Here is a 12066-nt window from a genome sequence, read left to right as displayed (position 1 = left end):
GATGCACCCCTACTACGCGGCCGAGCGCGGTCTGGTCGACGACGTCATCGACCCCGCCGAGACCCGCGAGGTCCTCGTCAGGTCCCTGGCCATGCTCCGCACCAAGCAGACCGACCTGCCCTCGCGCAAGCATGGCAACCCGCCGCAGTAATGGAGCACCTTGAATGGTCAGACAAGAACGAGCGCTGCGCACCCGCGAGGCCCTGATCGAGTCCGCCGCCACGGTCTTCGACCGGGACGGCTTCAGCGTGGCCTCGCTCACCGCGATCAGCTCGCTGGCCGGAGTGAGCAACGGAGCACTCCACTTCCACTTCGCCAGCAAGGCCGGGGTGGCCGAGGCGGTGGAAGAGGCCGCGTCACAGCGACTCGACAGCATCGTCGCGGCGCACGAAGACGCGGTCGGCAACGCCCTGCAGCTGCTGGTGAACACCTCGCACGACCTGGCCCGCCGGCTCGGCGAGGACGTGGTGCTGCGCGCGGGCTTCGACCTGAGCCGCGAACAGGTCCATCAGGGCCGGGACCTGTACCGCCAGTGGCACGAGTGGGTCGAGGGCGCGCTGAAGCGCGCCGACGGCGAGGGCGTGCTCAACGAGGTCACGCCCGAGCAGGTGACGGCCTCGGTGGTGGCGGCCACCACCGGCTTCGAGGTGCTGGGGGCCCGGGACCCGCAGTGGCTCTCGCGCCGCACCGTGACCAGGTTCTGGCAGCTGCTGCTGCCGCGGCTGGCCACGCCCGCGGTGCTCGGCGACCTCGTGGCGGCCGGCGGCCCGCCCCCGGCGACCACGGCCGGCGGACGGCGGGACACCGGGACCGCGACCACCTGATCCGGCCAGCCACCCCACCGGGTCGTCGGGCATCAACTCGCTCTGCCGGACCCAGACGCCGTCGGCCACCCGCTTCAGCTCGCCCGTCCGCACTTCCCTCGGTTGGTCACCGTGCGGCACGGCACGGCACCCCGCCCCGCCGGTCGTGCGCCGACCCGCGCACTCGGAGCCCCCGCAGGCCCTCGACGGCCGTTCGCGGGGGCTCCGCCACGTGACGAGCGCACCCGGCCACCGAGCCGGGACGGCCGTCAGCTTCGCGCCTGCCTCGTCGGCCGACGGCTGTCCTCCGCCCGACCGCCCGGCTGTCCTCCGCCCGGCTGTCCTCCGTCCGGCCGTCCGGCCGTCCGGGCGCTGCGACCGCCGACGGCACGACGCACGGCACGACCTCCCGGTGGGCGGCGCCGCAGGAGCCGAGCCCGACCGGGTGTCACGCCTGCGCGGTCCCGTACAGAGTGCGGGGCCGCCGGGACGCGGGGGATGTCGTCCTGGCGGCCCCGGAAGGGCGGGGCTCCGCCCGAGGGCGGCTCCGCCCGGTCAGACGGCGCTGACGACGGCCGCCGAGTTGAAGCCGCCCCGGCCGCGGGCCAGCACCAGGGCATGGCGCACGGACGTCTCGCGGGGCGCGGTGACGAGATCGACGGGGCAGTCCGCGGCGGGCTCGGCGGTCCCGGTGGTCGGCGGGATCACCTGGTCGCGCAGGGACATCAGGGCCGCGGCGACGTCCAGGGACGCGCCACCCGCCAGCAGCCGACCGGTCATCGACTTCGGCGCCGTGACCGGCACGCCCCGAGGGCCGAACAGGCCGGCCAGCGCCTCCGCCTCGGCACGGTCCGCGGCGCGCGCGCCCGCCGCGTCGGCGAACACCACGTCGATCTCCTCCGGCCGTACCCCGGCGTCGTCCAGCGCCAGCCGGGCGGCGTCGCCCAGACGCACGGCGCCGGGGCCGTCGAAGGTGGCCGCGTACCCGGTGAACGCCCCGTACACGCGGGCGTCGCGCTCACGGGCAGCGGCCTCGCTCTCCAGGACGAACAGGGCGCCGCCCTCGCCGACCACGTGCCCGCAGGCCGCGGCGTCGAACGGCAGGTAGGCGCGGGCGGGATCGGCCACCCCGCTCAGCTCGCCGGTGGCGAGATGCGCGGCCCAGCCCCACGGACACAGCGCCGAGTCGACGCCGCCGGTGACCATCAGCCGGGCGCCCTTGCGGATCTGCCGCCGGGCGTGGGCGACGGCGTCCAGGCCGCCGGCCTGCTCGGCGACGACGACCCCGCTGGAGCCGCGCAGCCCGTGCCGGATGGAGATCTGACCGGTGTTCACGGCGTAGAACCAGGCGAAGGACTGATAGGCGCTGACGTGCTGTCCGCCCTTGGACCACAGGGCCTGCAGCTCGCGCTGGCCGAACTCGAAACCCCCCGCGGAGGAGGCGGTGACCACCCCGGCGCCGTACTCGGGCAGCGCGTCGGGGCCGGTGCCGCAGTCGTCGAGGGCCTCCTGGGCGGCGGCCAGCGACAGCCGGGTGACCCGGTCGGTCTGCGTCAGCAGCCGGCTGGGCAGGTGCTCGTCGTCGACGAAGCCGGGCACCTCCCCGGCGATGCGCACCGGGTAGCGGGAGGCGTCGAAGCGGGTCACCGGGCGGATGCCGCTCTCGCCGCGCAGGGTCGCCGCCCACCAGGCCTCGGCGCCCAGCCCGTTGGGGGCGGCGACGCCGATGCCGGTGACGACGGAGCCGAGGATGGCCCGGACGCCCGCCCGGACGGCGGGACGGTCGAGTGTGGCTGTGGTCATGCCGCCTCCTGAAGTCGCGGCCGGGTCAGGACGATGGCGCTCTGGAAGCCGCCGAAGCCGCTGCCGACGCTGAGCACGGTGTCGGTGCGCTGCTCGCGCGCGGTGAGAGGGGTGTAGTCGAGGTCGCACGCCGGGTCGGGCTCGTGCAGGTTGGCCGTCGGCGGCACGGTGTTGTGCTCGATGGCCAGGGCGCTGGCGGCCACCTCCAGCGAGCCGATCGCGCCGAGCGAGTGGCCGATCATGGACTTGATGGAGCTGACCGGCACCCGGTAGGCGTGCTCGCCGAGACTGCGCTTGAACGCGGCGGTCTCGTGCCGGTCGTTCTGCTTGGTGCCGGAGCCGTGGGCGTTGACGTAGTCGACGGCGGTGGCGTCCAGCCGGGCCTCGTCCAGCGCCGCGCGGATCGCCTCGGCCATCTCCACGCCGTCGGACTTCAGCCCGGTCATGTGGTAGGCGTTGCTGCGCCCCGCGAATCCGGCGATCTCCGCGTAGACGTGGGCGCCGCGCCGCCGGGCGTGCTCGAACTCCTCCAGGACCAGCACGGCCGAACCCTCGCCCAGCACGAAGCCGTTGCGGGAGCGGTCGAAGGGGCGCGAGGCGGTCCCCGGCTCGTCGTTGCGCGGGCTGGTCGCCTTGATGGCGTCGAAACAGGCCACCGTGATCGGCGAGATGGGCGCCTCGGTCGCACCGGTCACCATCACGTCCGCGCTGCCCTCGCGGATCAGGTCGACGGCGTGGCAGACGGAGTCGATGCCGGAGGTGCAGCCGGTGGAGACCAGCGAGACCGGGCCCTGGGCGCCGACCGCGAGGGCCACCTCGGCGGCCATGGAACTGGGCACGAAGTAGTCGAAGAGGTGGGCGACCGCCCGGGTGTGGTCGACCTCCCAGGTGCTGCCGTTCTCGCTGACCACGCCGTACTCGTTGTCGAGGCCCGTGGTGCAGCCGACGGCGCTGCCGAGCGTGACGCCGGTGCGCACCGCGTCGAGGGCGCCGGCCAGTCCGCTGTCCTCGACCGCCTCCCGGGCGCTGACGAGGGCGAACTGGGCGGCGCGGTCCAGGCGGGCGGCGTCGGCGGCCCCGATCCCGTGGGCGCCCGGATCGAAGTCCGCCTCGGCGGCGATCCGCGAGCGGAACGTGCTCGCGTCGAACAGGGTGATGCCGCGCGTGGCGGTGCGGCCCGCGGTCAGCGTGTCCCAGAACGCGCGGGCGCCCACGCCGCCCGGGGCCACGACCCCGATGCCGGTGATGACGACCCGCCTCATCGTGTGTCCCTCACAGTTGTCCTCCAGATATGAGCCCAGGTACGAGCCGGGTGCGCCGCACCATGCGGCAGGCGCGCCCGATCAGTCGGGGTGCGTGCGGGCCGCGGACGAAGAAGTGGTCACCGGGGACGGTGCGCCGCACGAACCGGCCGCTGGTCCAGCGGGCCCAGCCGTCCAGCGCCGTCGCGCCGACGGCCGGGTCGTCCCGGCCGCCGACGGCCAGCACGGGAACCGGGAGCGAGCCGTCCGGGTCGGCGAGCGCGTCGGCGCGCAGCGCGGCGGCGAGCCTGAGGTCGTCCCGCAGCACCGGCAGCACGCGGCGGTACCAGAGGCTGCCGGGGGCGGCGAGCGTACGGCCGGGCGCCGCGCCGAGGTCGGTGGTGAACCGCAGCAGCCATTCGTCGCTCAGGTCGTCGTCGTGGCCGGGTGACGCGGTCTGCGGTGGGGGACTCGCACCGACGGCGAGACAGGAGGGGGCGGGCAGCCCCCGGCCGATCAGGGCGCGGGCGAGGGTGTAGGCGACGACGCCGCCCAGGCTGTGCCCGTACAGCACGTACGGGCGCCCGTCGGCGACCTGGTCGGCCAGCGGTTCGAGGAGCGCGCCCAGCAGCTCCTCGCGTGAGGTCGTGCGCGGTTCGCGACGCCGGGCGCCGCGTCCGGGCAGCAGCACGGGAACGGTGTTCACCCCCGGGCCGGCGCCGCTGCGCCAGTGCGCGAAGCCGGACACGTCCGCGCCGGCGTGCGCGAAGCAGTAGAGCGTGACCGGCGAGCCATCCCGCATGGTGTGTCGCACCTCCTCGGCCGCCGTGGGTTGAGAGCACTCGGCTGCTTCAGAGCCTCGCCGACATGCCTGGAGGAAGACTCGAATCCGGCCTCGGGGAACATCGGAAGGCAGATGTTCGACTCCGTCGCCGACGTTCCCGGCGAGGACTGCGCCGCGGTCTTCGCCGCCCTGGACCGGGACGGCTCCGGTGCGCTGGACCGCGCCGAATTCCACCAGGCGGTCGCGGAGTTCTTCTACGGCGACGACCCGGACGCTCCGGCCGACCACCTGTTCGGCAGGGTCGCCGGCTGACGGCCCCGGAACGGGCCGGGGACACGCACGCCCACACCACTGCTGGTGTGGGCGTGCGGCGCGAAGACCTCCCGCCAGGCAGGCCCTCACGACGCCTCCCCGGTCGGCGGCCGCCGGTCTCAGACCGCGCACGTCGTGGTGTGCGGCTGTGTCCTCACAGGCGCTTGCACGGGCGCTTGCACGGGCGCCTTCTCGGCTGCCGGGGTCGGTGGGGCCGCCGGGGCCGCGGCGAGCGCGTGGGCCGTCAGGGCCGGGGCGGCGCCCACATAGGCGGCCGGGTCGAGCAGGCGCTCCAGCTCCTCGGCGCTGTGGTGCGCGGTCACCTCGGGCAGACCGCTCAGCACCTCCAGCAGGGAGACCCCACGCACGTCCGCGGTGTGCGAGGCCCGGGTCAGCAGGTCCTTCGCGGGCGCCCGGCCGATCCTCGGCGCGAGCAGGGCGGCCAGACGTTCGCTGACCACCTGACTGCCGGTCAGGCCGAGGTTGTGACGCATCCGGGCCGGGTCGGGCGTGAGCCCCTCGGCCAGCTCCGCGGCCGTGACCGCGGCACCGCCCGCCAGCCGCAGCGCCTCCCGCAGCAGCAGCCACTCGGCGTGCCACACCCCGGCCGAGCGTTCGTCCTCGGTCACCAGGCACTGGGTCAGGCCCGCGGTCAGCAACGGCACCTGCAGGGCGGCGCTGCGGATCAGCGTGGACAGCACGGGGTTGCGCTTGTGCGGCATGGCGGAGGACGCGCCCCGCCCGGCGACGGCGGGCTCGGCGACCTCCGCGATCTCCGTACGCACCAGCACCTGCACGTCGGCGGCGAGCTTGCCCAGGGCGCCGGTGGTGAAGGCGAGCGCGGAGGCGGTGTCCGCGACCGGTGTGCGCAGCGCGTGCCAGGGCAGCACGGGGCGGGCCAGTCCGGTCTCGGCGGCGAACGCGTCCACGAGCCGCTCCCGGTACTCCCCGGGGGTCGTCGCGTCCCCCCGCGGATCGGCGAACTCCAGGTAGCCGGCGAGCGTGCCCGCGGCCCCGCCGAGGGAGACCGGCAGAGAGCCGCGGGCGGCCTCGACCCGGTCGGCGGCGTCCAGGACCAGCCGGTGCCAGCCCGCAGCCTTCAGTCCGAACGTGGTGGGAACGGCGTGCAGGGCGAGGGTGCGCCCGGCCATGACCGTCCCGCGGTGCCGGCCGGCCAGCGCGGCCAGCGCGGCGGCCGTCCGGTTCAGGTCGCCGAGGATCAGCTCCAGCGCCCGCCGGCACATCATCATCATGCCGGTGTCCAGCACGTCCTGGCTGGTGGAGCCGCGGTGCACGTACTCGGCGGCCTGCGGGTCGTCGGCGGCCACCGCCTCGGTCAGCGCGCGCACCAGCCCCACGACCGGGTTGGCGCTCTCCCGGGCCTGCAGCGCCAGCGCGCGCGGATCGAACCGCTCGGCGCGGGCGGCGCGGGCGATGGCGCGGGCGGCGCCGACGGGGACGGTGCCCAGTGCGGCCTGGGCCCGCGCGAGCGCCGCCTCGGCGTCCAGCAGGGACTGCAGCCACGCCGTCTCGCTGACGGCTTCCTCCACGGCCGTCCCGGCCCGCACGGGGGAGAACAGCCCGGCGTCCGGGCCGCCGTCGAAGACCGTCGTCGGGTGCGTCATGGCGTCATCTCCAGCAGATCGGCGGGGCGGCCGGGAACGGGGACGGTCAGGCGCGCGGGAGGCAGGCCGAGCACCGCGCGGGCGATGGCGTCGGAGTCGCCGAGGATCACGGAGTCGACCCCCGGACGGATGCCGGCCGCCGTCACCCAGTGCACGGACTCGGTCGGGACGCCGTAGGCGAAGCGGCGCGGGTGGGCCCGGCCCTGGGCGTCCACGGTGTGGTACGGCCGCTCGGAGACGGCGAGGCCCCCCGACTCGTGGGCGGGCCCGCGGGCGCTCTCCATCCGGTAGGGGGCCGCCTGACCCGTGGTGAGCAGGTACCGCAGCAAAGGGTCCGCGGTGCGGCGCAGGTCGGGCTCCGGCAGCCGCGCCTCCAGCAGCGCCGTCGCGCGGACGGGCGGCGCGTCCACCTCGTCGGCCGTGGCCGTGAACGCGGCCCGGTCGCCGTCCGTGCTGAGCGTGATCCGGGTGCCGGGGCCCAGCGGACGCACGACGTCGGCCTCGATCAGCGCGCACAGCTCCTCGACGCGGGAGACCGGGGGACCGATCGACAGGAAGGCGTTGAGCGGGGTGTACCAGCCCGTCAGCTCCTCCCGGTAGGAGTCGCCGTCCAGGCCGCCGTGGTCGACCGCGAGGCGTATCTCGTTGCGCAGGTCGCGCAGGACGTCGAGGGCCGCCTTGAGCGGTCCGCTGACGTTCCCGGCCCGGGCCTGGCGGATGTCCTCGGCCAGGTGGCCGAGCAGCCAGTGCCGGAAACCCGCGCGACCGGCAAAGCGCCGCCCGGCGGTGGGACGCTGGATCAGCTCCCAGTCCCACCGCCGCGCACGGTCGATGCCGTAGGAGTCGAGGAGGCGTTCACGGTCCGGGGCCGCGCCGGCCGCGAGGAAGGCGGGCACGAACGCCGACGCCTCCCGGACCCGGCCCTCGGCGCGCAGCAGCGTCTCGTAGTAGACGCTCTCCACCTCCAGACGGATCAGCGGCCACAGGTCGGCGCCGAAACGGACCGGTTCCCCGCCCAGGCGGCGCCGCCGCAGCGCGTCGACGACCTCGGCGGTGAGCACCCGCGGCCGGTGCCGGCCGTCGGGGCCCTTCTCGTTCTCGCCGCGCGCGTGATGCGGCACGCCGCGCCGGGAACCGGCGTAGATGCGCGGTTCCCGGCCGGAGGGGAGGTAGACCAGCCGCCCCGAGCGGCGGACGAACCTGCCGCCGCGTCCGACGGTGAGCAGCGCCATCCCGTCGAAGAAGTTCAGCCCCAGCCCGCGCATCAGGACGGGCCGCCCCGGAGGGAGGGCGCCAAGGTCCAGGTCGGCGGGGTTGGCCGGCCCGATGTACGTCAGCCCGTGCCGCGCGGCCGTCCGGGACCATGCGGACTCCTCGGCCGAGGGGCGCCGCGGCACGTGGCCCTGGGCGAGGATCACGGCGTCCAGGCCGCGCAGACGGACGCCGTCGGCGAGGGTGAGGACCTGCGGGCCGCCCGGCGTGCCGGTCTGGTCGCGCAACGCCACGGCGTGGGTGCGGTGTTCGACGACCCGGCAGTGGGCGGGCGCCCGGCGCACGATGCGCCGGTAGCAGTCCTCCAGATAGCTGCCGTAGAAGGCGCGGGTGGGATAGGCGTCCGGGTGCAGCGCCGCCGCCTCGGCGTACGTGGCCTCGCCGAACCGTTCCGGGGGCGAGGCCAGGACGACCGAGCGGGCCCACTCGTACAGGTCGGGCCCCGGTTCCACCGGCCCCTTCATCGCCACCGTGCCGTCGGTGAACACCGTCACCTGGGAGGCGACGGTGTTCATCAGCAGCAGCCGCGACTGGTCCGTGCGCCAGACGCGTCCGGCGCCGGGCCGGCAGGGGTCCACGAGATGGATCGTCACCCGGCGCGGGGACGGGGCCGTCCGCTCGTTGGCGCAGATCCGCTCCAGCACCGACAGGCCGCGCGGTCCGGCCCCCACGATGCACACGCCGAGGTCTCCGGCGCTCACCGCAGGCCCCCCGGGGCGACGGCGGGCGGGCGGCACGGATGCGCCCGGCCGGCCGGACGGCGGCCGGCGGCGCGGCGGCCGCCGCGCCGATCGCAGACGCCGGGCGGGGTGGCGCGCCGGTGGCGAGTGGTCATGGCCGGGGCTCTCCTCACGTCGGTGCGCCGGCGGCGGTCGCCGCGGGCGCGGGGGCCATCGCCACCGGCGGCTCGTCGGCGATCGCGGCCAGCGCGTCGGACACGGTCGCCGAACCGCCCGCCAGGCCGGGCAGCTCGCGCAGCAGCCGGGCGCACTGGCCGACCAGTCGCGCCGCGTCGTCGTCGGCGAGCCGGGCGCGGTCGTGGACGGCGGCCAGCACGAGACCGTCGTCGGCGTCCCGGTGGGCCGACAGGGTGACGGGGAACACCGTGTGCGTACCGGCCGGGCGCGGCGGCTCGACGCTGACGCCCTGCGCGGCGAGCGCGGAGCGCAGGGCGCCGGGGCCGCGCCGCCGGTGCTCGAAGACGACGAGGCTCTCCACGAGCTCGTCCTCCGCCCGGCGCCCGCTCCACTCGTGGACCTGACCCAGCGACACCCACTCGTAGGCGGCCAGCTCCAGGGCCTGGTCGCGCAGTTCGGCCAGCAGCCCGGCCATGGGGGCGGCGGGGTCGACCCGGACGGTCACGGGCAGGGAGTTCGTCAGCAGACCGGGCAGCCGCTCGACGAAGTCGAGGGTGACGCCGCGACCGGAGACGCTGACGCCGAAGCCCACCAGGGCGGGGCCCGGGGCGGCGCCCGCCCGGTACAGCAGCAGCGCCCACACCGCCTGCAGCGCGCCGGCCTCGGTGGACGCGCAGGACGCCGCCCAGGCGCGCAGCCGGCCGGCCGGTCCGGCGCCGAGCCGGACCTCGGCCCGTCCGGACCCGGTCAGGCCGGTGGCCGGGCCCGCGACCGCGGGCAGCACCAGGGCGGTGGCGCCGGGGGCCGCCGAGGACCAGAAGTCACGGGCGGGCGCGGTGTCCCGGCCGGCGAGCCAGCGCACGTAGTCCCGGAAGTCCGGGCGCCGTTCGCCGCCCGGCAGGCGGCCCCCGGAGACGTAGGCGCGGTAGAACTCCTCCAGCAGGACGGACACGCTCCAGCCGTCCAGCGCCACGGCGTGGAAGGTGAGCAGGACCCTCACGCAGGGCGGGCCGCCGTCGGCCGGCTCCGGTTCGTCGACGAGGTTGAGCCGCAGCAGGCCCGGGCAGCGCAGGTCGAAGCCGCGCAGCCGGTCGCGTTCCCTCAGCTCCTCGAAGCCGACGGAGCCGGCCGGGTGGCGGACGACCTCGGCGCGGACGTGCTCGTGCAGGACCAGGCGTGGCTCGGCGTCCCCGCCGAAGGCGGCGCGCAGGACGGTCTCGCGGTCGAACACCGACTGCCAGGCCGCGGTGAACCGGCCGGTGTCCAGCGGGCCGCGCCAGCGCCAGTGCAGCTGCTCCACGTAGCGGCCGGTGCCCCGGTGGGCGAGCGCGTCCGGGAGCAGGGCCCGCTGCTGGGGGGTGACCGGCACGCTCGCCGACGGCCCCTCCACCGGGTCGCCGTCGGCGCCGCACGGCGCGGGCCGCCGGGCGTCCTCCTGCGGCGGGAGGGCTGGGGCGACGTCCGGTTCCCGCGCGGCGAGTGCCGCCAGCGCGCGCCGGTCGGTGCTGCCGTCGGGCAGCAGCGGAATGTGCGGCACCCGGTGGAGACGGGCCGGCACCAGATGGGACGGCAGCCGTGACCGCAGGGCGGCGCGCAGTTCGGCCGGCGGCGTGCGCGTCACCACGTGGGCGACGATCCGCAGGCCGCCCGCGGCGTGCCGGGCCGCGTGGACGACTGCGTCCCGCACACCGGGCAGCGACACGAGGGCGGCACGCACCTCGCCCAGTTCGCCCCGGTCGCTCATGTGGTCTCCCTGTGTCGGCGGCAGGGCGGACGGGCCCGGTCCGCGTTCGCCGCGCGCGTCGCCAGAAGCTGACACACCGCTGACGGCCGCCGCCGGGTCCGCTCTCGCCACGGTCATCACAAGGCCCATGAGTCGAATCCGGCTGTGGCCCCGCTGGTGGGCCGCTGGTGCGCGGCAGGTCAGAGCCGCGCACGAGGGGGCGGGGGCCCCGGACCACGCCGTGCGCCACGACCGGGCGCAGGCTCCTTGCGACCGTTCCTCGACCCGTGGTCCAGCGAGGCGCTCGAAGATGCCGCCAGGTGGGGAGGTGAGGGCACCTCCGTCCGGCGTGAGGAGTGCGTATGCGCAAGGTCGTTTCCCGTGACGGCACCACGATCGCCTACGAGAAGGCGGGTGACGGCCCGCCGATCGTGCTCCTCAACGGGTCGTTCCGCGACCACACCATCTTCGACGCGCTCGTGCCCGAGCTGGCGCCGCACTGCACCACCTACGTCTACGACCGCCGCGGACGCGGCCAGAGCGGAGACTCCCCGCAGTACGCCGTCGCCCGCGAGGTCGAGGACCTCGAGGCGGTGATCGAGGAGGCCGGCGGGTCGGCGGTGGTGTTCGCCGGATCGTCCGGGGCGAACCTCGCGATCGAGGCGGCGCTCGCCGGCGCCCCGATCACCAGGCTGGCCCTGCACGAGCCGTTCTACCGGGTCGACGGGTTCCCCAAGCCCCCGTGGAACGTCGCCAAGACGCTGCGGGTCCTCATGGAGGAGGACCGGCGTCAGGAAGCGGTCGAGTACTTCCTCGGCAGCTTCCTGGGGCTGACCCCCGACACGGTCGCGCAGTGGCGCAGGGGGCCGATCTGGGCGGTGAACGAGGCGAACGCCCACACGCTCGCCTACGACGTGGCGATCTGCGGCGACTGCAGCGTCCCGGCCGCCCGGCTCGCCGGCTACCGGACCCCGACGCTGGTCCTCAACAGCACCGGCACCAGCGACTGGCTGCGTGCGGCGGCACAGGCGACCGCGCAGGCGCTGCCCGACGGGCGGTCACTGGAGCTGCCCGGTTCCTGGCACCGGATCGACATGGACGTGCTCGGCCGGACGCTGGCCGAGTTCGCCACCGCCTGACCCTTCCCCCTCCGGCATGTCACCTCACGCTCAGGAGAACACCACCGTGACCACAGCTCACACCCTGGCCGCCGGGGCCACAGCGGAGGCAGCGACCGCTGCCGCCACCCGCGAGCGCGGCGCCACCGTGTGGCTGACCGGGCTGCCGAGCGCGGGCAAGAGCACTCTGGCCCGCGCCGTCGCCGAGCGGCTGGCCGCCGCCGGCCGCCGAGCCGAGGTGCTCGACGGCGACGAGGTCCGCCGGTTCCTGTCCCAGGAGCTGGGGTTCACCCGCGAGGACCGGCACACCAACGTGACCCGGATCGGCTTCCTGGCGCAGACCCTCGCCTCCCACGGCGTGCTGGTGCTGGCCCCGGTCATCGCCCCGTACGCCGCCTCCCGCGCCGCGGTCCGGGCGCGGCATGCCGCGGGCGGCACGGAGTACCTGGAGGTGCATGTGGCGACACCGGTGCAGGTGTGCTCGGTGCGTGACGTGAAGGGCCTGTACGCCAAGCAGGCGGCGGGCGA

11 protein-coding genes are annotated in these 12066 nt (G+C 75.9%); 5 read left to right on the top strand and 6 right to left on the bottom strand.

Annotation, left to right across the window (positions count from 1 at the left end; all coding sequences use genetic code 11):
• The coding region (locus ACFVYK_RS36850; protein WP_389781101.1) for a carboxyl transferase domain-containing protein at positions 1 to 151 on the top strand (151 nt) is incomplete at its 5' end.
• A 13-nt stretch (positions 152 to 164) separates the two neighbouring features.
• Positions 165 to 824, top strand: coding sequence for a ScbR family autoregulator-binding transcription factor (locus ACFVYK_RS36845; RefSeq protein WP_389781100.1), 660 nt, complete (start codon positions 165 to 167; stop codon positions 822 to 824).
• A 534-nt stretch (positions 825 to 1358) separates the two neighbouring features.
• On the opposite strand, the gene ACFVYK_RS36840 is transcribed toward ACFVYK_RS36845, so the two are convergent.
• The 3 genes from ACFVYK_RS36840 to ACFVYK_RS36830 are packed head-to-tail and all read right to left on the bottom strand — an operon-like array spanning position 1359 to position 4649.
• On the bottom strand, positions 1359 to 2606 hold the full coding sequence (locus ACFVYK_RS36840) for a ketosynthase chain-length factor (protein ID WP_389781099.1): 1248 nt from the start codon (positions 2604 to 2606) through the stop codon (positions 1359 to 1361).
• Positions 2603 to 3868 (bottom strand): beta-ketoacyl-[acyl-carrier-protein] synthase family protein, encoded by a 1266-nt coding sequence (locus ACFVYK_RS36835; RefSeq protein WP_389781098.1) that lies wholly within the window; start codon positions 3866 to 3868, stop codon positions 2603 to 2605. The genes ACFVYK_RS36840 and ACFVYK_RS36835 overlap by 4 nt, the downstream gene beginning before the upstream one ends.
• Positions 3869 to 3878: 10 nt before the next feature.
• Positions 3879 to 4649 carry a thioesterase II family protein gene (locus tag ACFVYK_RS36830; protein WP_389781097.1) on the bottom strand — a complete coding sequence of 257 codons (771 nt, stop codon included), beginning with the start codon at positions 4647 to 4649 and terminating at the stop codon, positions 3879 to 3881.
• Positions 4650 to 4763: 114 nt separating this feature from the next.
• Here ACFVYK_RS36830 and ACFVYK_RS36825 point away from each other — a divergent pair, with 114 nt between their 5' ends.
• Entirely contained in the window at positions 4764 to 4943 is a 180-nt protein-coding gene (locus ACFVYK_RS36825) for a hypothetical protein (RefSeq protein WP_389781096.1), read from the top strand.
• A gap of 119 nt (positions 4944 to 5062) precedes the next feature.
• Here the strand turns inward: ACFVYK_RS36825 and ACFVYK_RS36820 are convergent, their stop codons facing one another.
• The 3 genes from ACFVYK_RS36820 to ACFVYK_RS36810 form a co-directional block, all read right to left on the bottom strand.
• Positions 5063 to 6568 (bottom strand): lyase family protein, encoded by a 1506-nt coding sequence (locus tag ACFVYK_RS36820; protein WP_389781095.1) that lies wholly within the window; start codon positions 6566 to 6568, stop codon positions 5063 to 5065.
• A complete protein-coding gene (locus ACFVYK_RS36815) occupies positions 6565 to 8541 on the bottom strand; it encodes an FAD/NAD(P)-binding protein (protein WP_389781094.1) in 1977 nt (658 codons plus the stop codon). The genes ACFVYK_RS36820 and ACFVYK_RS36815 overlap by 4 nt, the downstream gene beginning before the upstream one ends.
• A gap of 148 nt (positions 8542 to 8689) precedes the next feature.
• Positions 8690 to 10441, bottom strand: a complete 1752-nt coding sequence (locus tag ACFVYK_RS36810) for a condensation domain-containing protein (RefSeq protein ID WP_389781093.1) — start codon at positions 10439 to 10441, stop codon at positions 8690 to 8692.
• A 341-nt stretch (positions 10442 to 10782) separates the two neighbouring features.
• Between ACFVYK_RS36810 and ACFVYK_RS36805 the strand changes: the two genes are divergently transcribed.
• Positions 10783 to 11559, top strand: coding sequence for an alpha/beta fold hydrolase (locus ACFVYK_RS36805; protein WP_389781092.1), 777 nt, complete (start codon positions 10783 to 10785; stop codon positions 11557 to 11559).
• 46 nt (positions 11560 to 11605) lie between these two features.
• A partial coding sequence (gene cysC, locus ACFVYK_RS36800; RefSeq protein WP_389781091.1) for an adenylyl-sulfate kinase occupies positions 11606 to 12066 on the top strand: 461 nt, incomplete at its 3' end.

It is taken from the genome of Streptomyces sp. NPDC058291 (genome assembly GCF_042880855.1).
Lineage (GTDB): Bacteria > Actinomycetota > Actinomycetes > Streptomycetales > Streptomycetaceae > Streptomyces.
This window is presented reverse-complemented; position numbering and strand designations above follow the sequence as displayed.

Excerpts from the sequence above, each read along its gene's own strand:
- ACFVYK_RS36845 (WP_389781100.1), top strand. The coding sequence starts at position 165 with ATGGTCAGACAAGAACGAGCGCTGCGCACCCGCGAGGCCCTGATCGAG.
- ACFVYK_RS36840 (WP_389781099.1), bottom strand. The coding sequence starts at position 2,606 with ATGACCACAGCCACACTCGACCGTCCCGCCGTCCGGGCGGGCGTCCGG.
- ACFVYK_RS36835 (WP_389781098.1), bottom strand. The coding sequence starts at position 3,868 with ATGAGGCGGGTCGTCATCACCGGCATCGGGGTCGTGGCCCCGGGCGGC.
- ACFVYK_RS36830 (WP_389781097.1), bottom strand. The coding sequence starts at position 4,649 with ATGCGGGATGGCTCGCCGGTCACGCTCTACTGCTTCGCGCACGCCGGC.
- ACFVYK_RS36825 (WP_389781096.1), top strand. The coding sequence starts at position 4,764 with ATGTTCGACTCCGTCGCCGACGTTCCCGGCGAGGACTGCGCCGCGGTC.
- ACFVYK_RS36820 (WP_389781095.1), bottom strand. The coding sequence starts at position 6,568 with ATGACGCACCCGACGACGGTCTTCGACGGCGGCCCGGACGCCGGGCTG.
- ACFVYK_RS36810 (WP_389781093.1), bottom strand. The coding sequence starts at position 10,441 with ATGAGCGACCGGGGCGAACTGGGCGAGGTGCGTGCCGCCCTCGTGTCG.
- ACFVYK_RS36805 (WP_389781092.1), top strand. The coding sequence starts at position 10,783 with ATGCGCAAGGTCGTTTCCCGTGACGGCACCACGATCGCCTACGAGAAG.